Origin of the sequence: Zhongshania guokunii, from assembly GCF_040892635.1 — a bacterium.
GTDB lineage: Bacteria > Pseudomonadota > Gammaproteobacteria > Pseudomonadales > Spongiibacteraceae > Spongiibacter > Spongiibacter guokunii.
In genome coordinates, this window is record NZ_JBFRYA010000006.1 from 113,599 (window position 1) to 139,585 (window position 25,987).

Consider the following 25,987-nt stretch of genomic DNA (forward strand, 5'->3'; position numbering starts at 1 on the left):
TTTCCTATCAGCCCCGGCCCGTCTGCGCTTCATTTAAAATGATAATGAAGCCTCGCGGCGGCGATCTTGCCGCCGGATCTAAATACCGATGTGCTGCGTACCCCCTATTAATCCGAATTAACTGCTATCTTTAGCTTGGATTGATATTCCTTGCCCGAATTACCGAGTTATTAATGAAAACAAAAATACTACTCTTGTGCTTGATTGTGTTGGGTGTTGTCGGCTTTTTTGCTGCCGATGTTGATCGCTACCTGAGTTTGGAGGGCATAAAGCCTATTCAGGCCGAGATTGCCGCACTGCGCCTAGACCGGCCGCTAGTGTTGGCAGCGGGACTGTTTGGAGCATATGTTGCGATTGCTGCATTGTCGCTGCCTGGCGCGGCGGTGATGACGCTTTTGGTGGGCGCCAGTTTTGGCTTAGGCTGGGGAATGCTGATCGCCTCCTTTGCCTCGAGTGTTGGTGCGACACTGGCCTTTTTGATGACGCGCTATATCCTGCGCGACAGCGTGCAAAAACGCTTCGGTGATCGCTTAAAAGCGATCAATGATGGTGTTGAGCGCGACGGTATTTTCTATTTGTTTAGCTTGCGCCTGGTGCCGGTTTTCCCTTTCTTTCTCATAAATATGTTGATGGCGCTAAGCCCAATTAAGGGCCGCCATTTTTATTGGGTTAGCCAGCTGGGTATGTTGCCAGGCACCTTGGTGTATGTGAATGCGGGGAGCCAGCTTAGCGACTTAAAAAGTTTGTCAGGTATTTTGTCGCCGGCATTGCTCGGCTCGTTTGTGCTGCTGGGGGTGTTTCCGTTCATTGCCAAGTGGATTTTGGATTTTATTAAAGCGCGACGGGTTTACGCGCGCTGGACGCGACCCGCGCATTTTGATCGCAACTTGATTGTGATTGGTGGTGGCGCGGCAGGCTTGGTTAGCGCCTATATTGGCGCAGCAGTAAAGGCTAGGGTGACCTTGATCGAAGCACATAAACTGGGCGGTGACTGTCTAAATTACGGCTGTGTGCCAAGTAAGGCTCTCATTAAAACCGCCAAGCTAGTTAATCAGCGGCGTCACGGCGAAATTTATGGCCTTGGTAGTGATGTGCCCGTTGTTGATTTTCGCAAGGTCATGGCCAGAATTAAAAACGTGATCGCGCAAATTGAGCCCCACGACAGTGTTGAGCGCTACACCGAGTTAGGGGTGGAGGTTATTGCTGGTTATGCCAGCTTAGTGGATCCGTGGACGGTCGATATTGCTCTAACCACCGGCGGTAGTCAGCGACTCACATCCCGTTCAATTATTATTGCCGCCGGTGCCCAGCCGGCTGTGCCGCCGCTGCCAGGGCTTGATGAGGTCGGCTATTTGAGCAGTGATACATTGTGGGATGCACTGGCCGATCAAGCTGAGCCACCGCGGCGTTTAGTGGTGCTAGGCGGTGGCCCAATTGGTTGTGAATTGGCCCAGGCCTTTGCGCGGTTGGGCTCGGCGGTGACGCAAGTGGAGATGTTACCAAGATTAATGATCCGTGAGGACGACGAGGTGGCGGCGGCAGTGGCCCGCTCGCTCGTCGCTGATGGCGTTGAGGTGCGCTGCAATAGCAAGGCGCTGCGCTGTGAACAAGACAATGGCGTAAAACAGCTCGTAGTACTGAATTCCGGCGGCGAAGAAGAGGCGATAGCCTTTGATACCCTAATTTGCGCGGTTGGCCGCAGTGCCCGCCTGACTGGCTATGGTTTGGAGGCATTGGGTATTGATACTGCGCGCACCGTTAAAACCAATGCCTACTTAGAAACCATCTACCCCAATATTCTCGCTGCGGGCGATGTGGCAGGGCCGTATCAGTTTACCCATGTCGCTGCGCACCAAGCGTGGTACGCGGCGGTAAATGGCCTGTTTGGCGGGTTTAAGAAGTTTAAGGCCGATTATTCTGTTATTCCCTGGGTAACCTATGTTGACCCCGAGGTGGCGAGGGTGGGCTTAAGTGAAGCCGAAGCGACTGAGCAGGGCATTGCCTTTGAGGTGAGCCGCTACGGGATAGATGATTTAGATCGGGCTATTTGCGACAGCCAAGCCGAGGGCTTTATTAAAGTACTTACCGTGCCGGGTAAAGATCGCATCCTTGGCGTGACTATTGTCGGTGCGCAAGCGGGTGAACTGCTTGCCGAATACGTGTTAGCGATGAAGCACGGTCTGGGCCTGAAAAAAATTCTCGGCACCATTCACAGCTATCCCAGCATGAGTGAGGCTAATAAATACGTGGCCGGTGAGTGGCAAAAAGCCCATGCGCCGGAATGGGCGTATAAATATCTACGGGCTTTTCATCAATGGCGTAGGGGGTGATATGAGGTCGCTGACACGCGTAGTTTACTTAGTATTACTAGCGGTATGCCCAGCGCTGAATGCGGCGGATGTTTCTCATAGCCAGTGGAATCAACTGCTGCAAGATCACGTGCAAATGGGACCTAAGGGGCAGCAAAGTCGGGTTGATTACGCCGGCTTTAAGAAAAATGAGGCGGCATTAAACAGCTATGTGGCGCGGCTCAGTAATGTTAGTCAGCCGAATTTTGACAGCTGGTCTGACGACGCTCAGCTCGCATTTTTAATCAACGCCTATAATGCGTGGACGGTAAAACTGATTTTGTCGCGCTATCCAAAATTAGATTCCATTAAAGACATTGGCTTTTTTTGGTCTTCGCCGTGGTCTAAACGTTTTATACCCTTGCTCGGCGAAACCCGCAGTCTTGACGATATCGAACATAACTTGATTCGCGGTACCGCCCGTTACGGAGAACCCCGTATTCATTTCGCAGTGAATTGCGCCAGTATAGGCTGTCCAGCTTTATTGAACAGGGCGTATAAAGCGGAGACCTTAGAGAGTCAGTTAGATACAGTCAGTCGCAATTTTTTAAGTGATCGGCGGCGCAATGGTGTGGTGAACGGTGTGCTGGTGGTGTCGCCGATTTTTAAATGGTATGTACAAGACTTTAGCAAAGGCTGGCAGGGAGCTACCTCCCTGCGCGCCTACTTGGCTATTTATGCTAAGGCCTTGGGCTTAAGTGATGCCGAAAAGGCACAACTTATTTCCGGGAAGCTTGCCATAGCCTACAGTGATTATGATTGGGCCCTGAACGATGTGGGTGAATAGATATGAGTTTGAGCGACTCGGATGTCGTACTTTCGGTGATCGTACCGGTACTTAATGAGGCCGGCGTCATACCAGAATTGTTAACTGAATTAATGGTGCTGTGTGAACAGAGCGAAGTCGGCGTTGAAATTATTTTTGTTGATGGTGGCAGTAGTGATAACTCAGTAGGTTTAATTGCTGCCAGTCCCTTTCGGGTGCTAGCTGGTCCGCAGGGGCGGGCACGGCAAATGAACTTTGGTGCTGCGGCCGCAGCAGGTTCTTATCTCTTGTTTTTACACGCCGACACTCAGTTGCCCGACTGGGCGTTTTCGCGAGTGATCACCGCTTTGCAAAGTGGTCTGTGGGGGCGTTTTGACGTTCGTATTCGCGGCGATGCCCCAATGTTCAAAGTTATTGCATGGTTTATGAATTGGCGTTCGCGGCTCAGTGGTATTGCGACTGGTGACCAGGGCATTTTTGTGCGCGAGACCGCCTTTATTGAAGCGGGCGGTTTTCCTGATCAGCCGCTAATGGAGGATATTGCGCTGTCTGCCTTGCTGCGGGACCGAGAGGCGCCGGTTTGTCTGCGCAATAAAGTCGAAACTTCGGGGCGGCGTTGGCAGAAGCGAGGCATTTGGCGAACCATTCTTTTAATGTGGCGACTGCGCTATCTCTATTGGCGCGGTGTTCCCGCCGAGCAATTGGCGAGTCGCTATGACTAAGATCGCGCCGTTACCGCGAATAGTGGTGCAATTATTTGCCAAGGCTCCCGTTGCCGGTCGGGTAAAAACACGTTTGATTCCCGCACTTGGCGAAGAGGCGGCAGCATCTCTAGCCGCGCAGATGTTGGCCAAAACATTGAATGAATGCCGGCAGGCGTTGGTCCAGCCCGTTGCGGACTACACATTGACCGCCGAGTTATGGGCATCGCCAAATATCGTGTCCGCAGATTGGTGTGGCGTAGATATTCCCGCCGAGATGGCCATTTTTAGGCAGTGTGAGGGGGACTTAGGAGCCCGAATGGCTACTGGTGTAAGTCATGGTCTTGAACGTGCCGATGGCGTTATTTTGATCGGAAGCGACTGCCCTGAGCTTACGGCAACAAGTTTGCATTGGGCAGCCGAGAATCTGCTTAGTCACGACAGTGTGATGATTCCCAGTGTTGACGGAGGCTATGCTTTGCTCGGTGTGCGGCGCTATTTGTCTAGTTTGTTTGCGGATATGCCGTGGAGCACGGAACGTGTGGCTAGCCTTACTCGTCAGCGTTTGGCAGCTTGCGCGATGGTTCTTGTAGAGCGGCCCGCCGTACACGACATTGATGAGGCCGCCGACCTCGCATATTTACCTGCAGATTGGCCAGAGTACCGGTCATGAATAGCGTCAATAGATACCGCCTGTGAATACCTGCGATGAATAGTCGGCGGGGTCGACTGGAGTGGATTGGTCTGCGCCCAGAGCGCAAAGCGCCAATGGTGGTGGTCGAGCAGGTCTTGGCACTGGCAGATTGGGGCTTGAAGGGTGATCGCCGAATGGTGGGTAGCAAGGGCTCCGGGCGTCAAGTGACTATTATTAGCAGCGAGTTTATCCAGTCGATCGCGGATAATCTTGGCCGCGACACCGTTTCGGTTGCGCTGTTGCGTCGAAATATCGTGGTGTCGGGGCTAAATCTTAATGCGCTGCGTCACCAGTATTTTCAAATAGGCGAGGCGGTGTTTCAGGCTACTGCCCTGTGTCCCCCTTGTTGGCAAATGGAAGCCGCCTTGGGTGCGGGCGGTATGGTGGCAATGTGTGGTTTTGGTGGGCTGTGCGCAAAAATTGTCGAGTCCGGCAATATTCGCTGCGGTGACCCTGTTGTGCATATTCCCCCTGGCGAGTATCGCGAACGCCAGCTCAGTCTCTATTAAACACAGCGCGCAGAGTATTACTTGGGTATTTGCCGCGCAAAAAAAGCCCAAATCTCTTCTGGTCCATTAATTTCCACGCTTGTTTTGCCCAGCAGTCGCATGGGGCGGTAAGCCTGTTGGGGGATCACGTGGCCACCATCGGTGATGGTGTAGAGAATAACCTCTGGATGACCGCGATCCCGCCAGGCGTAGTATTTGGTACTTGTTGGGTCGCTGGCTTGAGTGTTTTTAAAATTTTTAATTTCGGTTGGGCCACCGCTATAGCCGGCCAGATGCGCAAAATATTCAGCGCTGGTCACCGCAGACTTGACGTCACCGCGTTTGCCAAAGCCAAAAAGTGATGCTTGGCCGCCGTAGTATGGATTAATCGGATCTTCAGTGCCGTTCATGATGAGAACAGGAACGGCGACACCAGACTCGCTGCAATCGAGATTATGGGTCGCCGGTAAATTTGCGGCAATCGCGGCAATACCGGCGATACTTTGGGGGCGCTCAAGGGCTAGACGAAAACCGAGTTGGCCGCCACTTGAATAGCCTGCGACAAAGGTTTGGTTCAGGTCGGTGTTTAGCCGCTGGTGTACTTGAAGGCTGATGGCTTCAATAAAACTTATATCATCGATATGCTCGGTACGGGCCGAGTAGCTGGCAGTTTTACGGCAATCATTCCAATTGTTTTCATATCCTGCGGGATAGGCAAGTACAAAGCCGTGTTGGCTGGCGAGTTGTTCAAACTGGTAGCCACTGAACTCGCGGATATCCGCCACTGATTGCAGCGAACCGTGAAGCATGAATACCAGTGGCGCGTGGTCAGGGAGATTGGCCGGAATGTATAGGCTGTAGCTGCGTTGTAAATCGCCAATTTGAGTTTGAACTTCTTGTAACTCACCGCTTTGCTTCGGCACTGCAATTGGTGGTGAATACATGTAGTAAAATACACTGGCTAGTCCGCATAGAATAAGTAGCGTTAAGCTTAAATAGCGTATTTTGGTATTTAACAAGAGGTTTTCCTGATGATCGCTAGTGGTCTAGTTTTTAGTAACTCAGCTTCGCTGCGGGGTTAATTTCACCTAGCAGAGCTGTGCCGGCAAGTAGTAGCGAAATTATAGCCTTATATCTAAGAAGCTTGCAGGGAGTTGGGGAGTTGGGGAGTGCAGATGCAAAAAAGCCGGCGTGCAAGCCGGCTTTTTTGCTAGTGTGACTTAAGCGTCACGCCAAACTGATTTAAACCGTCTCGCGAGCGCGCGCCGCCATTGTATTCAAATTCAGGGTTTCTGAGGCAATGGTTAGTACCGCTTCGCAACCCTTAGGTTCTTTAAGATTTTTGGGATTATACCAAGGGCTAAAGGCACGTAATATGCGTGGCCCTATAAAGAAAAACATGCCTGAGTAAGACTTAAATTTACGAACGAAGCCTTTAAAGCCAGCATTAACTCGACCGGCTTTAATATCTTCTTTTAGCATGTATTCACTTAGTGGAACAGCAAAGCCGATGAGGTGCGAAGTGGCTTTAATTATGCCGCCAAGACGTCCCCAATAAGTGCCGTAAAGTGCTTCTACTACGTTAAATGCGCAGCTGCGGTGTTCGAATTCTTCTGACAAGTGCCACCGCCACAGCGACAGGGTGATTAGGTCTACATCTTGATCTTTAAGGCGCTTATTGGCCTGTACTAAAAAGTAAGACGCGAAAATTGGGCCGGCAGTTTCAAAGCCTTCGGCGTATAGCATGGCGTGGCGCAGGCCGTAATTTTTGTCAAAGCGCTCGTAGTCAGCTTTTAGGCGATCAGTATATTTATCCATTTCTGGGTAAAAGCCCGTAGCCCGCACCATATCGTTGTACTTCATATGGGTTTTAGAGTGGTTAGCTTCTTGCTGGCAAAATAATTCACAATCTGCGTACAGAGCATCGCTGCCTTCTGGAAGCATTTTTTTAGCTTTAGCAAGGGCGCGAATCAAATAACCTTCAAGCAGTGGTAACCCAATGCTTACCGCGTTCCAGAATTGCGCTAGCTCTGGATCGTTTGGGATCCAGTCAATTCGGGCGTCGGAAAAGTCGACGTCTATTTTGCGCGCTTCAGGTTTGATGTTCATGGGGCACCTCTTTATTTGATGTTGCTGTGGCGGCGAGTTTGAGTAATATACATTTTATTGATCTTGGAGTCAATAAAATGTATATCCTATTGTCTATCGAGTTAAACCTGAGGTAAAAGGGCGCTAGTACTTTGAAGCTGGGACGGAGGTGGGGCGAAAAAAAAGGGGCGTGACACTCATAATTTAAAGTGGTGTGGTATAAAAAAGCCCGCAATTGCGGGCTAGAATGTATCCATTTATATGTCTGGGTTTAGTATTCCCATTCGAGACCTACACCCCACATGCGTGGACGAGCGTAAGACTCACCAACACCAAAGTCTTGACGGAAACGCTGCATGTGACTAACTTCGTTGGTTAGGTTGGAGCCCCAGCCGTATAGCTTCATGTTTGTTTCAGAGTCTCTAATGCTAAATCTTGCATTAACCTTTGTGTACTCTTCTTCGGGTACGTTGTTTGTTGGATCAAACCAGAATCCGGAATTATAGTATGCACCCAGGCCTAATTCATTTTCAAAGCGACTAATATCGAAGCGATAACTTATATCTACTACGCCAGCGAAATCAGCTGTTCGAATGGTGGTGTTGCCAGAGCAGTCATACGTTCCCTCTAAGCCAGTTTCAGGATCGAAGTTTGTGCATTCGTAGTCATCATATGTGCCATCAAGCCAGGTGCCAGAAAAATTAACGACTAAACCATCAATCGGTGTGTTGTACGTTACTTCTAATTCACCACCGCCAATGGTGTATTCAGCTGCATTTTCAAGACGGGTTACACCACCGCTTGTTAAAGACAGAATTTGAGCATGGCCATTTTCAACAGTTGTAGAGAATAAAGCAGCATTTATCCGCAGGCTACCGTCTAACCAATCAGACTTGACGCCAATTTCGTGTGATTCAGCTTCTTCAGGTTCAATTCTCGATGGGGGCGCATTGATATTAAGTCCATTAAAGTTCCCGCTCTTAAACGCCGTGGTGTAGCTGTAATAGACCATGGCGTCGTCAGATAAATCGAAGTTTATACCAAAGCTTGGAGTGAAATCAGTCCAAGTTGCACTATCCTCGTCGTAGTCAAATGCTCTTACCCAATCAGTCGTTCCAAGAATAGGTAAATTTTGCACGCGGGCATCAACAGTAGATATCGGGATGACTCGTGTTTCATCTGAATAGCGACCACCAAACTTAACGGAGATGTAATCGGTAACGTCGATATTAAACTCCGCGAAAGCAGCTTTTGCGTCTGTTTCTACACCGCCATAAAGAAGTAGGTGTATCGGGTTTGCAGGCAGTCCAGTAAGGCCCAGCGCTCCTAGGCCTAACGATTTTACCAAGCCGTCAAGTAGGTTTGGATCTAGGCCGGCAAGTTGCTGGCCGAGTGTAAGACCATCAACGTAGATTGGAGTTGTTTGGTCTTTGTAGGTGTCCTCGATATAAATACCGCCAATCCAGCTTAACCATGATGGCCCCCAGTCGGAGCTGGTAAACGAGATATCGATTGAGTCAGTTTCAGCGGTGTTTGGGATCGCCTCAATAATTAGTAATTTTTCGTAGGCCATATCGTAATCCCAGTAAACGCCGCTTGTGGCTTCTGAGTGTCCGAAAATTGCCTTGGTATTGAAGTACTGATTTGAAATATCGAATTCAAGCTTGGATGCCTGAGACTCCATTTCTGTGTAAACTTCTGTTCCTACGCCAGTTTCCCATGGGTCTGGGTTAGCGGTCAGCACCGCCGCAAATAGCGGGGATGGTGTATCGTTGGTTAATGGGGCTGAGTCACCTGAGCTGTGGCGGATATTGTAATGGCTGGCATTAATTTCTAACCAGTCAGTAGGAGCCCAGCGAGCTTCTGCTTTAACGCCGCGATCGTCATAGTCTAAGTGCTTTTGCGAAGGGTCGGGCGTATAGATCATATACGTTTCCCGGTTGGTGTATAACCCTGAAAGTCCTAAGGCAAAATTATCGCCGACGGGGCCTGATAAATGTACCTTCCCTTTCAATAAATTATAGTTGCCACCCTCGATAGTAACATTTGATTGAACTTCTTCGAAGCTGGGCTTCTTTGTTTCCACAACGATGGCGCCGCCAACAGCATTACGCCCATACAGTGTACCTTGAGGTCCCTTTAAGACGGTTACGGACTGTACATTGCCGAGGGACTGGGCCTGATTGGAAGTTAGCGTAATGTATAGGCCATCAATGTAAGTCGCCACACTCGAGTCGATTGGACCTTGGAATGAATCGGAACCTACGCCGCGGATAAATATTAAGCTATATGCGGCCATTTCGGTAACTGTTAAAGCGGGCGTTACGTTCATTAAGTCTTTAATGTCAGAAACCCCCATAGCGTCGAGGGCTGCACCTGTGTGTGCGGTCAGGCTGGCAGAAATATCTTGAAGGTTTTCTGTTTGTTTACGAGCTGTAACTACAACTTCCTCTAGTTGCCGATTGCTCTTCTTTTTTTCGTTGGCGGGGTTGCTGTCTTGAGCATAAGCTGTTCCCCCCAATATAAACGGTAACGTCATTAAAAACGTCATTATATAATTGCTTTTCATTGTATAGAAATCCCCACTTAATGAGATTGTTATATTTAGTAACTACAAGAATTTCGCGTTTTTGCAGAACTCTCAAGCATGCCTATTGATATCTTATTTATGCTGATTCAATGAAAGCATTTATTGATCTTAGAGTCAATAGTGGTGTGTGTCAATGCAAAATGAGCGTCTGTTGTTCGAAACGTTTCAGGTGGGCTGGGTGGTTGTTCGCAAAGTATTGATATTAATATCAATACGTTGCGCCATCTTTCGTGTTCTAGTTGTCCATATGGGATTGTGATTTCTTGCTATTGAGTCTCATTCTAATAGTGGCGGGTAGGGCGTGGCGCGAACTGGATCACAAATAATAACGGTTATCTGTGGGGGTAACATTCGTTATTGACTTGGAGGTCAGTTGCTGGGTAAGCTGGCCGAGTGATGAAACTTTTGGAGTGTTTGTAATGAAAAAGAATAAGACGTTAATGCGGATTGCTGCATCAGTCCTTTTTTGTGGCTTAGCTGGGGCAGCTAGTGCACAAGAATTGCCAATTATTGGTGGTTTGCTCGGGGTTGGCGGTGGAAGTTCGATTTCGCTAATTGGTGATTTACCTGTTCTGGGCACGTTTTTGCCATTTGCGATGGGTGATTTACCTACAAGTTTAATGGCAATAAACTTACCTATTGATAAAACTTTGTCTGGTTTGGGGCAGGCGGGCGGTTTGGTTGGGCCTACTTCTGGAAACCCCGCGATACTTATTCGTCCCTTGCAGCATTTGGCTCTTCCGGTTGCTTTTGATGTCATTCCTTTGACTGAGGTGTTGTTTGATAATCCGGCAGGCTTGGTTGATTTCTTTACCAGCGGCGGTGTGTTAGTTACGCCGGATATTGCATTGATTCCTCGTATTCCGCTAGTTAATCAGCCTTTGTGAGAATGTCATGTTAGTTAGCTGTCGTGTGCTCAGCTAGCTAACATGTTGCTGGTTTTGGGTGTGTCAATATTTGTTCTTGGTTTTTTGAGAAAATGTGATCGTCATAAATTAGCGGTTGATCGGATGTTTTTCATAATTCCTATTTTGGCTAGAAATCAGCTCAATTTTGAGTGTCGTAAGTATAATTTTTTGCTGAAGGGGCCTTTTAATTGGTTTTTCTCGGTCTGATGGTTAATTTATTGCTTTATATTATGATTAGGCTATCTTGTTGTGAAAGCAATCAATAGAGCGTGCTTAATGGGAAATTCCTAAAGGTGCTGAAAGCTGTAACCGCCCTCTGCTCGGCATACCTAGTCGTAGCGCAAATGTTCTGAAAAATATATGGCACAAGGCTCTTCCGTCATTTTGCTACTAGTCAGCTTTAACTTGCAGCCGTTGTGAGAATAGCACTATACATTTAGTTTCCATATTAAGCGGGGAAACTCCGAGATCTACGTTGCAGCAACGTTGGTGTCAATTTCGTGTATTGCACTTATTGCGATTGAGTATAATAAAATCATTTTTTATCAGTAGCTTAGGTTTTCTCCTGAAGTGATTGTCGCTGAAAGAGTTGCGTAGTCGTTATTTTGGAACGTGTATCCAGTAACGCCTTGATAACAGTGAATTCTGGTTTGTTTTTGAGGTTTCCCCGTTCGCCAGCCTCGGTTACAATGAACCCAATTCTAATTTTAGTGTGATGAGTCTGAAAAAATGGTGCATAAGGCCCGCATAACACCGCTGAGTGATTGCCGTCGATGGCGATGGTAGCTATTGCAGACGCAAATTAGCCAGCCAACCCACCATTTTTAAGGAATTATCATGCAAGCCCAGCGATATAATGAACTGGCGCAGCAAAGCTATAACCGTATTCCGGTTTACCGCGATGTGCTCGCCGACCTCGATACTCCACTTAGCGCCTACCTGAAACTCGCCGCCGAGCCTTATAGTTTTCTATTTGAGTCTGTTCACGGCGGTGAAAAATGGGGGCGTTACTCCATTATCGGCCTTGGCGCTCGCACCGTATTACGGGCGGAGGGCTTAAAGGTTACGATTCACCGCGACGGTAAGCTCATTGAGTCTCACCACTGCGAAGATCCGCTGGCCTTTGTCGAAGCCTTTCAGGCGCGCTATCAAGTACCCGACTTAGATGAACTACCGGCTTTTTACGGGGGTTTGGTTGGCTACTTCGCCTACGATTGCGTGCGTTATATTGAACCCAAGTTGATGGCCACTACGCCGCCCGATGTTCTCGGTACGCCAGATATCCTATTAATGGTGTCTGAAGAACTGCTGGTTTTCGATAACCTGTCGGGCATCGTCAAAATTATTACCCATGCTGATCCTGCAGAGGGTAATGCTTACGGCAAGGCCCAGGAGCGATTGGATTCCTACGAGCAGATGCTCCGCGGTTTGTCGCCCATGCTGCCGACCTTGAACTTAGAGGCCGATGGCGTTGCTGAAACCGATTTTGTGTCGAGCTTTGGTGAGGATAAGTTTAAAGAAGTGGTCGAGAAAGTACGAGATTACGTACTGGCCGGCGACACCATGCAGGTGGTCTTGTCTCAGCGACTAAGCATTCCTTTTAATGCCTCGCCGCTGAATTTTTACCGTGCCTTGCGCCACCTTAATCCTTCGCCCTATATGTACTACCTCAATCTGGAAGATTTCCATATTGTTGGTTCTTCGCCAGAAATTTTAGCGCGACTAGAAGGCGGTGAAGTTACGGTGCGGCCCATAGCAGGCACCCGCCGCCGCGGCCATAACGATGCGGAAGATCTCGAACTCGAGAAGGAGTTGCTGGCGGACCCAAAAGAAATTGCCGAGCATTTAATGCTCATCGATTTGGGCCGCAATGATGCTGGCCGTGTCGCCAAAACCGGTACTGTTGAGCTTAGCGACAAAATGGTGGTTGAGCGCTACTCCCACGTGATGCATATCGTGTCCAATGTGCGCGCCCAGGTGCGCGATGATATTACCGCGATGGATGTGTTGCGCGCGACCCTGCCTGCGGGCACCTTGAGCGGCGCACCGAAGGTGCGGGCCATGGAAATCATCGACGAATTAGAACCCGTTAAGCGCGGCGTATATGGCGGCGCGGTGGGCTATTTAAGCTGGAACGGCAATATGGATACCGCCATCGCCATCCGTACTGCGGTTATAAAAGATGGTCAGCTTCATATTCAAGCCGGTGCCGGTATCGTTGCCGACTCCCAGCCGCGCTTGGAATGGAAAGAAACCATGAATAAGGCGCGGGCGGTATTTAAGGCGGCGTCTATGGTGCAGAGTGGTGTGGTTAATAAAGAGGAGGCGTCATAATGTTATTAATGATCGATAATTACGACTCCTTTACCTATAACGTGGTGCAATATTTTGCCGAATTGGGCGCCGAGGTCAAAGTAGTGCGCAATGACGAAGTGAATGTGGCGGATATTCGCGCCATGGCGCCTAGTCATTTGGTGATTTCTCCTGGCCCCTGTACGCCAAACGAGGCGGGTATTTCCATGGCCGCCATCGAGGCCTTTGCTGGCGAAATTCCAATTTTGGGGGTTTGCCTTGGCCATCAAAGTATTGGCCAAGTGTTCGGCGGAAAAATCGTGCGTGCGCGCCAGGTGATGCACGGCAAAACCTCGCCGATGCACCACCACAATAGCGGCGTGTTCACTGGTTTAAATAACCCCTTGGTCGCAACTCGTTACCACTCTTTGGTTATTGAAAAAGCAAGTTTGCCAGACTGCTTGGAAATCACCTCGTGGACGCAGTTAGACGATGGCAGTGTCGACGAGATTATGGGTGTGCGTCATAAAACCCTTGATATAGAGGGCGTACAATTTCATCCAGAGTCGATTTTGTCTGAGCAAGGCCACGAACTGTTTAAGAACTTTTTGGAGCGCGGCGCATGAGTATGACGATTAAAGAAGCTTTGGGTCGGGTCATTCAGCGCCTTAGTTTGACGACCGAAGAGATGGCGTCGGTTATGCGCGAAATTATGACCGGCCAGTGCAGTGACGCCCAGATTGCCGCGTTTTTGATTGCCCTGCGCATGAAGAGTGAGAGCATCGACGAAATTGAAGGCGCAGCACAAGTAATGCGCGAACTGGCTGTGCCAGTTGATATTAGCGGTCTGGATCATGTGGTGGACATTGTTGGCACCGGTGGCGACGGCGCTAATTTGTTTAATGTGTCCTCGGCCAGCACCTTTGTTATTGCCGCGGCAGGAGCGCGAGTTGCCAAGCACGGTAATCGTTCGGTTTCCTCTAAGAGCGGTAGTGCGGACTTGTTAGAGACGGCGGGAATTCAGCTCGATTTGAATGCCGAGCAAGTGGCGCGCTGTATTCGCGAGGTTGGTGTGGGCTTTATATTTGCGGTCAATCACCACAAGGCAATGAAATATGCGATTGGCGTGCGCCGAGAAATTTCCCAGCGCACTATCTTTAATATCCTTGGTCCGTTAACTAATCCTGCCGGCGTTACGCGCTTGGTGTTGGGGGTGTTTAGCTCGGAATTGTGTCGGCCCTTAGCTGAGGTGTTGAAGCGCCTTGGCGCTGAGCATGTGATGGTTGTGCATGCTAAAGACGGTTTGGATGAGATTAGCCTAGCCAGCGCCACCGAAGTTGTCGAATTAAAAGACGGCGTGATTACTGAATATTTACTAAGCCCAGAGGATGTAGGGATCGAGAGCCAGAGTTTAGTGGGTTTAGACGTGGCGGATAGCGTTGAATCACTGGCGTTGATTCGCGATGCGCTGGGTAAGCGCAGCACCGACGCGGCGAAGAAAGCGGCAGATATGATTGCCCTAAACGCCGGTGCCGCGCTGTATGTGGCGGGTGTGGCAACCAGTCTTAAAAATGGCGTCGCGCTGGCCGAAGACACCATTCACGGTGGTCAGGCACTAGAAAAAATGGGCGAGTTAGCCGCCTTTAGTCAAGGCTTGGTTGGCGGAGCACCGCAATGAGTTCAGTATTAAATACCCCCACCATTTTAAAAAAAATAATCGACCGCAAACGTGAAGAAGTTGCCGAGCGCAGCGCCAAGGTGTCGATTGCCATGCTCAAAGAGCAGATTAAAACGGCCTCTGCAGCGCGGGGGTTTGTTCGGGCGATGGAGGCTAAGTTGGCGACTGGGCAGTCGGCGGTCATTGCCGAGATTAAAAAGGCCTCGCCGTCTAAGGGCGTAATTCGCGAGGATTTCCATCCCGCTGAGATTGCGGCAAGTTATGAGCGTGGTGGCGCGGCGTGTTTGTCGGTACTCACTGATGCTGATTTTTTTCAGGGTTGCGAGGCGTATTTGCAACAGGCGCGTGCCGCGTGCTCGCTACCCGTAATACGCAAAGATTTTATTGTCGATCCCTATCAGGTCTATGAAGCGCGGGCGATTGGCGCCGATTGCATTCTGTTAATTGCTGCGGCACTGAATGATACCGATATGGCGAATTTAAATTCGCTAGCAGCTGAGCTGGGCTTGGACGTGCTGATTGAAGTACATAACGCCGAAGAGTTGGCGCGTACTTTACCGTTGGGCAATCGCTTGGTGGGCATTAATAACCGCAATTTGCATAATTTTGAAACCACCCTGCAAACTACCTTTGATTTACTGGCCGATATTGGCAGTGAGTTTATAGTGGTAACTGAGAGTAGTATTCACACGGCCGAGGATGTTGCGGCGATGCGTAGCAAAGGTGTTAATGCATTTTTGGTGGGCGAGGCATTTATGCGCGCTGAGGAGCCGGGCGTCAAATTAGCGGAGCTGTTTAGCTGATAAGCCACTGGACGCTGGATAAGAAAAGGCAGGGGGATAAGGATGCAGTTCGCACTCGCTTTTGCATCTCCCGTTTAGCATTAAGCACAGCTAGCGTGTGCCAAACACCACCATAGTTTTACCTTTCACATTGACTAGTCCCTGATCTTCTAGGGTTTTTAGTACTCTGCCCACCATTTCGCGTGAACAGCCAACAATGCGGCCGATTTCTTGGCGGGTAATTTTAATCTGCATGCCGTCGGGGTGGGTCATTGCATCGGGTTGCTTGCACAAGTCGAGTAGGGTGCGGGCCACGCGGCCGGTAACGTCGAGAAAGGCTAGGTCACCCACTTTGCGGGTAGTTAAGCGCAGGCGTTTGGCCATTTGGCGACCCAAAGCCAGTAAAATATCGGGATACTGCTCGCTGAGTTCGCGAAATTTACTGTAGCTAATTTCAGCAATTTCGCATTCGGTGCGGCTTTTCACTAATGCACTGCGGGTGCTGGGGCTGTCTTCATCAAACACACCCATTTCGCCGAAAAAATCACCTTTGTTTAAATAGGCAACGATCATTTCGCGACCTTCGTCGTCTTCAATGATTACGGTTACCGAGCCCTCGGTAATGTAAAACAGTGCGTCACTGTCGTCGCCAGCGTAGATTAGGGTGCTTTTGCTGGGGTAGCGGCGACGGTGGCAGTGGGCCAGGAAGCCTTCGAGATTTGCAATTTCAGGTTTTAGCGGGTTCAGCACGGTTGTGGGGTCTCTTGATCTAACAGAATGTCCAATGCGTGTGTAAGCAAGCTAAGTATGAACTGCTTTGCTGGCGATGGCGAGCCTGAATCCTAGGGTCTGTGGTAAGCTTATGGCAAATTTATAGTGTTGTTAAGAGGATACAATGAAAGCAACGGTTAAGTGGGTTGATGGCGCAATGTTTCTGGCAGAGTCCGGTAGTGGTCACTCGGTAGTCATGGACGGCCCAGAAGATCACGGCGGTCGCAATATGGGCGTGCGCCCTATGGAGATGTTGTTATTGGGTATGGGTGGCTGCGCCTCCTTTGATGTGATGAGTATGCTTAAAAAGTCGCGCCAAGATGTGAGTGATTGTCGCTGTGAGTTACAGGCCGAGCGCGCCGACGCTGTACCGGCAGTGTTTACCAAGATTCATCTGCATTTTGTGGTGAGTGGCAAGGGGCTGAAAGAAGCGCATGTTAAACGCGCGGTCGAACTCTCGGCTGAAAAATACTGCTCTGCCTCCATCATGATGGAGGCAGCTGGCGTGGATGTGAGTCACAGCTACGAGATTACGGGCGAGGATTAGTCATGCTAAGCCGGCCGAAAGCCCACGCAGGTTTGCGACATCTCGCGCTGTTTGTTGCGAAATTCGATGAAACCCTGCACTTTTATACCCAGCTTCTGGGCATGCGGATAGAATGGCAGCCAGACCCAGATAATATCTACCTGTGCTCCGGCTGCGACAACCTCGCTCTGCATCGCTACCAGGGCGGCGAGCGACCTATAGCGGGTCAGCGCTTGGATCATTTCGGTTTTATTATCGACAGCCCCGACGAGGTCGATGCGTGGCACGCGTTTCTACTTGAAAATGGCGTGGCAATTAAAGCCGCTCCCCGCACTCATCGCGACGGCGCGCGCAGTTTTTACTGCTTGGATCCCGACGGTAATTTGGTGCAGATGATTTATCATCCGCCGATAAGCGGCAGGGGTGCTTGACCGGAGACGGGAGACGCAAAAAATGTGGGTGTATTGTTAAGCGTTTACCGTCGCTCGTAACGCGTATCCTGGCTTTTAAACGTAATACGTACTGCCTGTCATGACCTTCGCCATTAAACTCATCGCTTTTTTCACAGGGCTTGGAAAAACCTGCCCGCCTGCGGCGATCGCCATGGTGGCGTGGGCGGCTTCATCTTCAAGCATTTGGGTGATGATAGCGCGGGATTTTACGTCATCTTCGGGTAGGGTTTCTAAGTGTTCGCGTAGGTGCGCGCAGACTTGGTCTTCGGTGGCGGCGACAAAGCCGAGGCTAATGCGGTCGCTTATCGCGCCAGCGGTAGCTCCGATGGCAAATGAGGCAATATAAAAAAGTGGATTGAGGTGGCTGGTGTGGCTGCCGAGTTCTTGTAGGCGCTGTTCACACCACGCGAGGTGGTCTATTTCTTCGTTTGCCGCCTGCTCCATCGCTATTTTGACTGCGACATTTTTGGCGCTTAGCGCTTGGCCCTGGTAGAGGGCCTGGGCGCAGACTTCACCGGTGTGATTGATGCGCATTAGCCCTGCAGCGTGGCGGCGTTGCTGATCTTCGCTCTGAACGGAATTTAGAGCGTGGCTAGGGTTGCTGCGTTTGGCGGTGGCGCTGCCTTTGGCCAGAGTCTTGAGGCTGCGATCTGCGCTCATGATGGCGCGGTCGAGCAGGGAATATTCGCGTGTCATGGTAGATCCTCCGTCAGCCATTATAACCGTATTCACTCGCTTGCAGGAGTCGTTGCCAAGCATTGAGGTTTGGATAGGCTGCGCCTAGGTTTTTTGGTGTTGGTATCCGGTCCAGCGCTTGATTGCTTCGGCCAGCTCCCAGAGACGAATCGGTTTCACTAAATGTAAATCCATGCCCGCTCTAAAATAGCTGTCGCGCTGCTCGTCAAGGCTGTTGGCGGTGAGGCCAAAAATTGGGGTGCGCTCTCGGCCCTCTTCTTCTTCAAACTGACGAATTAGGCGAGTGGCCTCGGCGCCGTCCATTATCGGCATTTCAATGTCCATAATGACAAAGTCAAAGCGGCTACGCATAAAGGTGTTTACCGCTTGTTGGCCATTTTCTACATGGTGTACTTCAATGCCAAGGCTGCTCAGCATGCGCGTTAGCACTTGCGCATTGGTTGGATTATCCTCGGCAATCAAGCATCGCAGGGACGACAGATTGAGTGCGTCAGTGCTGTATTGGTCCGGCGAACGGTGGCTAACGCTGGCGTCAAAATGGCATTCATTTAATAGGGCGCTACGCAGGGCGACGCTACTTAACGGTTTGCTAAGGACCCGACGAATACCGGCGCTATGCAATTCATCGCGCTCAAAATTGATGTTGGCGTGGGCTAGCATCAGCGTGATTGTTTGCAGATTTTGGGCCTGACTTTCTATCTGGATTCTCTTGGCCAGCTTTAAACCGCCGCTGGCGAGTGCTTGGTCAATGAGTAGAATCTCAATTGGGGCCTGCAGTAAGCTTTGATTGCGGACCAGTGCCACCGCCGCATTGTCACTATTGGCAGTGAAAACTTCCATGCCCCAATTGCTGCACTGCTTGCTGAGTACTTTGCAGAATGTCTGGTTATTATCAACCACTAACAGGCGCTTGCCATTGAGCAGCTCGGTGGCGGCAAGGTGGTTGTGCTCGTGGTTTTTGGGGGCGCCTAATTGCAGTGAAAAACTTAAAATATGTGCGCCATTTGGTGAGGTCCGAACACTCACTTGGCCGCGCATAAGGCTAATAAGCTGAGCGGCTATCGCAAAGCGCGCGTTAACGATGCTGCTATCGTCGCTAATGGATCGACTCAGCGCCTGCTTTTCTTGGGCGCTAAAGGGTTTGCCGTGGTGACTAAGGTCAAAAAACAGCAGGCCGGGTTTGGTTTCTGCGGGATAGACTTTGAGTAGGATAAAGCCGGTTTCGTAGTGTTCAAATGCGCTATTCATCGCGTGTGACAGTAGTTGGCGGATACGCGAGGGGTCGCCAATGAGTTGCTCGCTGACCATGCTGTCGATATCGCAGATTAGTTCAATGGCCTGTTCGGCGGCAATATTGCGGAAACCTGCAAGGGATTCGTCGATAATTTCCGGCAGATTTATCAGTTGATTACTCAGCTCTACATCACTTTCGCTAAACCGAGCGGCTTGGCTGGCTTCGTCGAGCAGCTGAAGTAATTCATGACTCGAGCGCTGCAAGGTACTGATGTAGTCTTCTTGGCTGGCTGTTAGGCGGGTGTCTTGTAATAGCTCTGTTACGCCAAGCATGGCGCTGAGAGGCGTGCGAATGTCGTGGGTAATTCGCGCGAGTACATCGGTTTTAGCGCGATTGACTTCGCCGAGAATGGCAATGCGCTGTTCATCCTGCATTTGCTTGCGCATGCGATAGTGGTGTCGGGCAAGTAGCAGGCTGGTGTGGCTTATACCGGTAGCGGTAGCCATGGCAACCAGGATTGTATTAACCACGCGGATATCGGTGATATTTAGGTAATAGCTCAGCAAGCTTAAAATATAAATTAAAATAATACTGCTGCGAGTGATGAGGTAGTAAAAAATTAATCGACTGTAACTCTGGAGGTAGCAATGCAGCGCCATGCCGAATAGGAGCAGGGTATTAGCGGGCACGACGAAGTGCATCAACATACTGATATTGCGACTATCGCCAATGATGGCAATAGCGATGAACAAGGTGTTGAATACCAGCATAAAGCGGGTGGCATTAAGCCAGCGACCTGGCTGGTGGGTAGGGTAAATAGGGAAATACCGAGCATAAAGCAGGTCAATAATGGCGATGCTCATTAATGCGACAATTAAGCCTGAGCCCTGCCATGGTGGCAGTAATCCCTGTGCCTCACCGATATATCCCCACGCCAATAACTGGCAAATAATAATGAGGCCACTATAGGCAGCTTGGTTGGCAAATAAGGCTTCTTTATGAAGCAGGGCGCTAATAACATTAAAAATAAGGAGGAGCGTTAGAATGCCGTAAAAGACGGCGTTGATGAATTCGCGCTTACTGATTCCACCTAGAAAACTGGCGTAGCTGTGGAGCTCGATGGCCATGCGCCGAGGGAAACTGTACTCTGCCACAAGGTAATAGCTGGCGCTGCTGTGAGCTTCAAGATTTATTGCAAACAGGGTTTCCGAGCGTATAAGTTTTGCCGTAGCAAAAGCTGCTATTGACTCATCTCCCTGGTAAAGCTGAACGAATTTCGGGTTGTCTGGCAAGACTTGCAGTAAATGCCGCTGAGTTTTGTCGCTGCTATTGTGCAAAGTGAAGCGAAACCAATAGCGGCTATTGCCCGCTAGCTGAAAGTCACCACTTTCGCTGGGGCGAAACTGAGCGTTTAGCGCTGGGCTGAGAATATCTTGGATGCGATAGATTTTGTCGGGATCGCTGAGGATGTCACTATATTGCGCAAGGTTACTGCTGTTCTGGCTTGAGTCGAGTGTCAGTACTGGCGAGGCCTGAACGGCAGCGCCGAGGCACAGCATTACTATTGCGAGTAAGACTTGCCTCAGCGATTGGCGCATTGAGCGAAATGACCGGAATTTACTTCCGGTCGATGGCGCGGTAGGCAATGTCGTTGCGATAGAAGGCATCCTGCCACTTTATCTGTTTCGCAGCAGCGTAGGCAAGCTGCTGGGCTTCGGCTACGGTGTTGGCCATGGCGGTGGCGCAAAGTACGCGGCCACCATTGGTTACCAGCTTGCCATCGGCTAAGCGGGTGCCGGCATGAAAGACCTTGCTGCAATCTGTTTCAGCTGGGATGCCGGTGATGGCTTCGCCTTTAGCGTAATCGCCGGGATAGCCGCCGGCAGCCAAGACCACCCCAACTGCTGGACGAGCGTCCCAGTCGGCGGTAACGGTGTCGAGTTTACCGGCAATGGCCGCAAGACAAAGGGCTGACAAGTCGGATTTTAAACGTAGCATAATGGGCTGAGTTTCGGGGTCGCCAAAACGGCAATTGTATTCAATGACCTTGGGTTCGCCCTGGGTATTGATCATTAAGCCGGCGTATAAAAATCCGGTGTAGCGATTGCCTTCGCTGGCCATACCGCGCACGGTGGGAATGATAACCTCATTCATTACCCGCTCGTGGATTGCTGGGGTCACGACGGGCGCTGGTGAGTAAGCGCCCATGCCGCCGGTATTGGGACCAGTGTCGCCGTCGCCAACCCGCTTGTGGTCTTGGCTGGTGGCCATAGCGAGAATGTTCTCACCGTCGACCATCACGATAAAGCTGGCTTCTTCGCCTTCTAAAAATTCCTCAATAACCACGCGGCAGCCGGCATCGCCAAAGGCATTGCCCGACAGCATGTCGCGCACGGCGTCTTCGGCTTGCGCTAAGGTTTCTGCAACGATTACGCCTTTACCCGCGGCGAGACCGTCGGCCTTGACCACAATCGGCGCTCCTTGTTCGCGCAGGTAGGCTAGTGCGGGTTCTAATTCGGTGAAGTTCTGGTAGCTGCCGGTGGGGATTTGGTGGCGAGCGAGAAAATCTTTAGTGAAGGCCTTAGAGCCTTCGAGCTGTGCGGCGCCCTTGGTGGGGCCAAAGCAAGGTAAGTTGCGAGCTTGGAAGAAATCGACAACGCCCTCGACCAGCGGCGCCTCTGGGCCAACGATGGTGAGGCCGACTTGATTGTTTTCGGCAAAGTCTGCCAATGCCGCAAAGTCGTCAATGGCAATTGCCACGTTTTCGATATTGCTATCCAAGGCAGTGCCAGCATTGCCGGGGGCAACAAATACGGTTTCAACTTGCGCTGATTGAGCAACCTTCCACGCTAGCGCATGTTCGCGGCCGCCGTTGCCAATGATGAGTACATTCATATGCTTGGGTGAACACTTGATGGGAGATGGGAGACGCAAAACTGGGTCTATCATCGCTATCGGCGTTCAAGCTCCTTTATCTGTATTTAGTTTCAAGGCTGGGTTGGGAGGCAGAGGTTTTTTGCATCCCCCGTCTCCCGTCCAGCATCTTCCGTTCGAGCAGCGCGCGATTAGTGGCGGAAGTGGCGCATACCTGTAAACGCCATCGCAATGCCGTACTCGTCGGCTGCGGCGATTACTTCTTCGTCGCGAATCGAACCGCCGGGCTGAATGACGCATTTAATACCGGCTGCGCCGGCATTGTCCAAGCCGTCCCGGAAGGGGAAGAATGCATCGGAGGCCATCACGGCACCAGCAACTTGTAAACCGGCGTGTTCGGCTTTGATCGCGGCGATGCGGGCCGAGTTAATGCGGCTCATTTGGCCGGCGCCAACGCCAATGGTCTGACGGTTTTTGGCGTAGACAATGGCATTGGATTTAACGAATTTAGCAACCTTCCATGCAAAGATCATATCGTCGATCTCGCTTGGCTCAGGCTGGCGCTTGGTCACAATTTTAAGGTCGGCAGCGGTAATCATGCCGAGATCGCGGTCTTGAACCAGCAGGCCGCCATTAACCCGTTTGTAGTCGAAGGCGGGGCTGCTCTTGTCCCACTGGCCACAGCTTAGTAGGCGCAGGTTTTTCTTTTCGGCAATGATGGCTGCGGCTTCTTCGCTAACGGTCGGCGCAATTATCACTTCAACAAACTGGCGGTCGCAAATCGCCTTGGCGGTAGCGGCGTCGAGCTCGCGGTTAAAGGCGATAATGCCGCCAAAGGCCGACTCGGGATCGGTGGCAAAAGCCAGATCATAAGCTTCGCCAATGCCGTTTAAAGAAACGGCAACGCCGCAGGGATTGGCGTGTTTAACAATAACGCAGGCCGGCTTCACAAAGGACTTAACGCATTCCAGTGCCGCATCGGTGTCGGCAATATTGTTATACGACAGCGCCTTGCCCTGCAGCTGAGTGGCGGTGGCAACTGACGCTTCGCTGGGGTGGCGCTCAACGTAAAAGGCTGAATCTTGGTGGGGGTTTTCGCCATAGCGCATGTCTTGAACTTTAATAAATTGGCTATTAAAAGTGCGCGGGAATTTCTCGGTGCCACCGGGCACGAGGCGACCAAAGTAATTGGCGATCATGCCGTCGTAAGCGGCGGTGTGCTCGTAGGCTTTAATGGCTAAGTCAAAGCGGGTGGCGAGACTGGTGCAGCCAGCATTGGCTTGCAGCTCATCCAAGATTACTTGGTAGTCAGTCGCATTAACGACTATTGCCACATCGCGGTGATTTTTAGCAGCGGCGCGAACCATGGTCGGCCCGCCAATATCAATATTTTCTACTGCATCTTCTAAGGTGCAACCGGGTTTGGCCACGGTAGCTTCAAAGGGGTAGAGATTGACGATAACCATGTCGATAGCATCTATGCCGTGCTCGGTCATAATACCGTCATCAATGCCGCGACGGCCAAGGATACCGCCGTGCACTTTGGGGTGCAGGGTTTTTACGCGGCCGTCCATCATTTCGGGGAAGCCGGTGTAATCAGATACTTCGGTAACGGTAATATCATTCTGCTTAAGCAGGGCAAAGGTTCCGCCAGTAGACAGTAATTCAACGCCCAGTTTGCGGAGTTCGCGAGCGAAATCAACAATGCCGGATTTATCAGAAACGCTGATGAGTGCGCGCTTTACGGGACGGGCCTGATTGTCAGTAGTCATGCAGAGAGAGTTACCTTAAGGTTGAAAATGGTTAATGCGTTTGTCTGGTGTTGATCACATTGCTTAAAGCAAATCGTATTGTTTGAGCTTTTTGCGCAGGGTGCCGCGATTCAGGCCCAGCATTTGTGAGGCGCGAGTCTGGTTGTTGCGGGTGTAGCGCATGACCTCTTCTAAAAGTGGCGCTTCTACTTCGGATAAGACCATATTGTAAACATCGCAAACGTCTTGGCCATCGAGATTGGTCAGATAGTTATTGAGGGCGATGGCTACGCTGTCTCGCAAGGTCTTGGCCTTGCTTATATCATCGGCAGAGGGGCTGGGGTTGGGGCTAACCTCGGCAATCACTGCGCTGTCGGTGCTCATTAAATTCATGCTGCTGCGTCCTGTAGAGTTTGGCCGTGCTGTTCAAAGTAGCGATGTACAGCATCTAGTTGTGCACTGGCCGATTCGAGGCGGTTGAATTCGCTGCGAAAGCCAGTGTTGGCGTCGTGCTCCTGCAAATACCATGCGCAATGTTTGCGCGCGATACGCAGGCCGTTCTGTTCTCCGTAAAAATGGTGTAGCGCGCTGATATGACTCAGCATTACTGCTTGTACTTCCGCTGCGGTGGCGGCGGGTGCCAAAACCCCTGTGCTGAGGTAGGCGGCAATTTCGCGAAATAGCCAAGGCTTGCCTTGGGCGCCGCGACCAATCATAACCCCGTCGGCGCCGGTGTAGTCCAATACATATTTGGCCTGTTCGGCGCTGGTGATATCACCATTGGCGAATAAGGGGATGCTGATCGCCTGCTTTATTTCGGCAATCGTATCGTACTCAGCCATGCCCAAATACCGGCATTGCCGCGTGCGGCCGTGCACTGCCAGTGAGCGAATGCCGCAGTCTTGGGCTAGCTTGGCAATGTCTACGCCGTTGCGCTGATCGGTGGACCAGCCGGTGCGAATTTTCAAACTAACCGGAATGTCGACTGCGCCGACCACGGCTTTGAGTATTTGCTCGACTAGCTCAGGCTCTTTTAGCAAGGCCGAGCCGGCGGCGCGCTTACAGACTTTTTTCGCTGGGCAGCCCATATTAATATCAATAATATCGGCGCCCATTTCCATGCAGCGCCTTGCTGCATCGGCCATCATGACTGGCTCGGCGCCGGCAATTTGCACCGCGCGGGGTGTATTGTCGTCGTGAGCCAAACGCAGATGGCTTTTGCGGGTATGCCACAGCTGTGCGTCGCTAATCACCATTTCTGACACCGTTAAACCAGCACCAAACTCTCGGCACAAACGTCGAAAAGGCAGGTCGGTGATGCCTGCCATCGGCGCCAATACGGCACGAGCAGGAAGCTTGTGAGAACCAATCTGGATCATCGCCATGCCCTGAAAAAGGGAGTTTAACAGTGGGAAAACAGGGCAGCTATGATACTCGGTAACGGACTTCACCGGAAGACTTGCGCTCAGAAAATAACCAGCTCTGAGTGTGAAAGAAGTGCAAAAATGGGGCTTTACGGCAGCAGCTGTAACTGATAGTTAACCGCCTGCGGGCCGGGATCCACGATCTCTAGGGCAACGTGCACGGGTTGCTGGCTGGGCAGTTCAGACAGGGCATTGAGTTCGCCGGCAAGGTATTCGCTAGGTCGAAATGCTCGGCTGGCGAGGGTTTGACCGCCGATGTCGCTGAAGCGTAACTGGAGGGTGGGGAAGTGACTTGCGACAGGGTCGCGGTTTAATAATATGGTGTCAACAATGAGCGCGTTGGCGCTACTAGGGTGCTTGCGGACCAAGAGGTGGGTGCTAACCACATTGCCAAGTAGGCGCTTTTCGGGGGCTTTGGTTTCGCACAGTAAGGGGTGTAGCGGGCACAGTGTGCGCAAATAGTCGCCAGCGGGGCTGGCGAATAGCAGGGGTTTTTGCGAGAGCGCAATTTGCCCAGCAAGGCCTATAAAAGCAATGAAGCTGGCTGCTAGCCAGGGCCAGCGCCGCGGCCGCTGGCGAACTTGATGATGTTCAAAATCGTGATTGAACGTGCTGAGGCCATCAAGCAGATCTAGTGGTGAGGTGTCTTTTTCATCGGTGCCTGCTTCGCTATTAAGATCGTTTTCGTCGTTTGTTGGGGTTGAATCAAGCTCTGGCTCTGTCTGCGCGATATTTGCTTCAGTGGTATTGCCAATGTCGTCGGCATGCGCAACTGCTGGGGCGGCATTGAAGATGCTCATGCATACACTGCAGCGCACCAGTCCCGCGGCTAATTTAAGTTGCTGGGCGGTAACTCGAAAACGTGTTTGGCACTGGGGGCATTGCACGTTTTCGGCGGGGTTTGCTGTAGACTCAGTCGGCATT

Annotated in this window: 23 protein-coding genes; 12 read left to right on the plus strand and 11 right to left on the minus strand. The window is 51.0% G+C overall.

Annotated elements, in window-relative coordinates; translation table 11 throughout:
* Positions 1 to 173: 173 nt before the first annotated feature.
* From AB4876_RS08590 to AB4876_RS08610, 5 genes are read left to right on the plus strand one after another with little or no spacing between them, the layout of a single operon-like run.
* Positions 174 to 2,330, plus strand: a complete 2,157-nt coding sequence (locus AB4876_RS08590) for a dihydrolipoyl dehydrogenase family protein (RefSeq protein ID WP_368381235.1) — start codon at positions 174 to 176, stop codon at positions 2,328 to 2,330.
* A gap of 1 nt (position 2,331) precedes the next feature.
* Positions 2,332 to 3,135: a DUF547 domain-containing protein gene (locus tag AB4876_RS08595; RefSeq protein ID WP_368381236.1), complete on the plus strand. Its 804-nt coding sequence runs from the start codon at positions 2,332 to 2,334 to the stop codon at positions 3,133 to 3,135.
* A gap of 2 nt (positions 3,136 to 3,137) precedes the next feature.
* Complete coding sequence (locus tag AB4876_RS08600; RefSeq protein WP_368381237.1) at positions 3,138 to 3,836, plus strand: TIGR04283 family arsenosugar biosynthesis glycosyltransferase; 699 nt, start codon at positions 3,138 to 3,140, stop codon at positions 3,834 to 3,836.
* Positions 3,829 to 4,488, plus strand: coding sequence for a TIGR04282 family arsenosugar biosynthesis glycosyltransferase (locus AB4876_RS08605; protein ID WP_368381238.1), 660 nt, complete (start codon positions 3,829 to 3,831; stop codon positions 4,486 to 4,488). Before AB4876_RS08600 ends, AB4876_RS08605 begins: the two co-directional genes overlap by 8 nt.
* Positions 4,489 to 4,523: 35 nt before the next feature.
* Positions 4,524 to 5,018, plus strand: coding sequence for an MOSC domain-containing protein (locus AB4876_RS08610; protein WP_368381239.1), 495 nt, complete (start codon positions 4,524 to 4,526; stop codon positions 5,016 to 5,018).
* A gap of 17 nt (positions 5,019 to 5,035) precedes the next feature.
* Here the strand turns inward: AB4876_RS08610 and AB4876_RS08615 are convergent, their stop codons facing one another.
* The 3 genes from AB4876_RS08615 to AB4876_RS08625 form a co-directional block, all read right to left on the minus strand.
* Positions 5,036 to 6,016 (minus strand): CE1 family esterase, encoded by a 981-nt coding sequence (locus tag AB4876_RS08615; RefSeq protein ID WP_368381240.1) that lies wholly within the window; start codon positions 6,014 to 6,016, stop codon positions 5,036 to 5,038.
* 223 nt (positions 6,017 to 6,239) lie between these two features.
* Positions 6,240 to 7,106, minus strand: coding sequence for a metal-dependent hydrolase (locus AB4876_RS08620; RefSeq protein WP_368381241.1), 867 nt, complete (start codon positions 7,104 to 7,106; stop codon positions 6,240 to 6,242).
* A 250-nt stretch (positions 7,107 to 7,356) separates the two neighbouring features.
* Entirely contained in the window at positions 7,357 to 9,654 is a 2,298-nt protein-coding gene (locus AB4876_RS08625) for a TonB-dependent receptor (protein ID WP_368381242.1), read from the minus strand.
* Between the two features lie 440 nt (positions 9,655 to 10,094).
* On the opposite strand from AB4876_RS08625, the gene AB4876_RS08630 reads away from it, so the two are divergent.
* From AB4876_RS08630 to trpC, 5 genes are all read left to right on the plus strand, one after another.
* Positions 10,095 to 10,562 (plus strand): hypothetical protein, encoded by a 468-nt coding sequence (locus AB4876_RS08630; protein ID WP_368381243.1) that lies wholly within the window; start codon positions 10,095 to 10,097, stop codon positions 10,560 to 10,562.
* An 858-nt stretch (positions 10,563 to 11,420) separates the two neighbouring features.
* Positions 11,421 to 12,917, plus strand: a complete 1,497-nt coding sequence (gene trpE / locus AB4876_RS08635) for an anthranilate synthase component I (protein ID WP_368381244.1) — start codon at positions 11,421 to 11,423, stop codon at positions 12,915 to 12,917.
* Entirely contained in the window at positions 12,917 to 13,501 is a 585-nt protein-coding gene (locus AB4876_RS08640) for an aminodeoxychorismate/anthranilate synthase component II (RefSeq protein ID WP_368381245.1), read from the plus strand. Before trpE ends, AB4876_RS08640 begins: the two co-directional genes overlap by 1 nt.
* Before the next feature lie 2 nt (positions 13,502 to 13,503).
* On the plus strand, positions 13,504 to 14,553 hold the full coding sequence (gene trpD / locus AB4876_RS08645) for an anthranilate phosphoribosyltransferase (RefSeq protein WP_368381346.1): 1,050 nt from the start codon (positions 13,504 to 13,506) through the stop codon (positions 14,551 to 14,553).
* Positions 14,550 to 15,356 (plus strand): indole-3-glycerol phosphate synthase TrpC, encoded by an 807-nt coding sequence (gene trpC / locus AB4876_RS08650; RefSeq protein WP_368381246.1) that lies wholly within the window; start codon positions 14,550 to 14,552, stop codon positions 15,354 to 15,356. The genes trpD and trpC overlap by 4 nt, the downstream gene beginning before the upstream one ends.
* Positions 15,357 to 15,446: 90 nt before the next feature.
* Here the strand turns inward: trpC and crp are convergent, their stop codons facing one another.
* Positions 15,447 to 16,085, minus strand: a complete 639-nt coding sequence (gene crp, locus AB4876_RS08655) for a cAMP-activated global transcriptional regulator CRP (protein WP_368381247.1) — start codon at positions 16,083 to 16,085, stop codon at positions 15,447 to 15,449.
* Positions 16,086 to 16,230: 145 nt separating this feature from the next.
* Here crp and AB4876_RS08660 point away from each other — a divergent pair, with 145 nt between their 5' ends.
* Positions 16,231 to 16,653 carry an OsmC family protein gene (locus AB4876_RS08660; protein WP_368381248.1) on the plus strand — a complete coding sequence of 141 codons (423 nt, stop codon included), beginning with the start codon at positions 16,231 to 16,233 and terminating at the stop codon, positions 16,651 to 16,653.
* A gap of 2 nt (positions 16,654 to 16,655) precedes the next feature.
* Complete coding sequence (locus AB4876_RS08665) at positions 16,656 to 17,063, plus strand: VOC family protein (protein ID WP_368381250.1); 408 nt, start codon at positions 16,656 to 16,658, stop codon at positions 17,061 to 17,063.
* A gap of 75 nt (positions 17,064 to 17,138) precedes the next feature.
* Here AB4876_RS08665 and coq7 read toward each other — a convergent pair whose 3' ends face one another.
* The 7 genes from coq7 to AB4876_RS08700 form a co-directional block, all read right to left on the minus strand.
* A complete protein-coding gene (coq7, locus tag AB4876_RS08670) occupies positions 17,139 to 17,780 on the minus strand; it encodes a 2-polyprenyl-3-methyl-6-methoxy-1,4-benzoquinone monooxygenase (protein WP_368381251.1) in 642 nt (213 codons plus the stop codon).
* Between the two features lie 84 nt (positions 17,781 to 17,864).
* Entirely contained in the window at positions 17,865 to 20,573 is a 2,709-nt protein-coding gene (locus AB4876_RS08675; protein ID WP_368381252.1) for a response regulator, read from the minus strand.
* A gap of 58 nt (positions 20,574 to 20,631) precedes the next feature.
* The gene (gene purD / locus AB4876_RS08680) at positions 20,632 to 21,909 is read right to left on the minus strand and encodes a phosphoribosylamine--glycine ligase (protein ID WP_368381253.1); all 1,278 of its coding nucleotides are present in this window, start codon (positions 21,907 to 21,909) and stop codon (positions 20,632 to 20,634) included.
* 170 nt (positions 21,910 to 22,079) lie between these two features.
* The gene (gene purH, locus AB4876_RS08685; protein ID WP_368381254.1) at positions 22,080 to 23,660 is read right to left on the minus strand and encodes a bifunctional phosphoribosylaminoimidazolecarboxamide formyltransferase/IMP cyclohydrolase; all 1,581 of its coding nucleotides are present in this window, start codon (positions 23,658 to 23,660) and stop codon (positions 22,080 to 22,082) included.
* A gap of 63 nt (positions 23,661 to 23,723) precedes the next feature.
* Complete coding sequence (fis, locus tag AB4876_RS08690) at positions 23,724 to 24,032, minus strand: DNA-binding transcriptional regulator Fis (RefSeq protein ID WP_438273405.1); 309 nt, start codon at positions 24,030 to 24,032, stop codon at positions 23,724 to 23,726.
* Positions 24,029 to 25,018 (minus strand): tRNA dihydrouridine synthase DusB, encoded by a 990-nt coding sequence (gene dusB, locus AB4876_RS08695; RefSeq protein WP_438273406.1) that lies wholly within the window; start codon positions 25,016 to 25,018, stop codon positions 24,029 to 24,031. The genes fis and dusB overlap by 4 nt, the downstream gene beginning before the upstream one ends.
* Positions 25,019 to 25,152: 134 nt before the next feature.
* Positions 25,153 to 25,986, minus strand: coding sequence for a zinc-ribbon and DUF3426 domain-containing protein (locus AB4876_RS08700; protein ID WP_368381255.1), 834 nt, complete (start codon positions 25,984 to 25,986; stop codon positions 25,153 to 25,155).
* Position 25,987 lies beyond the last annotated feature (1 nt).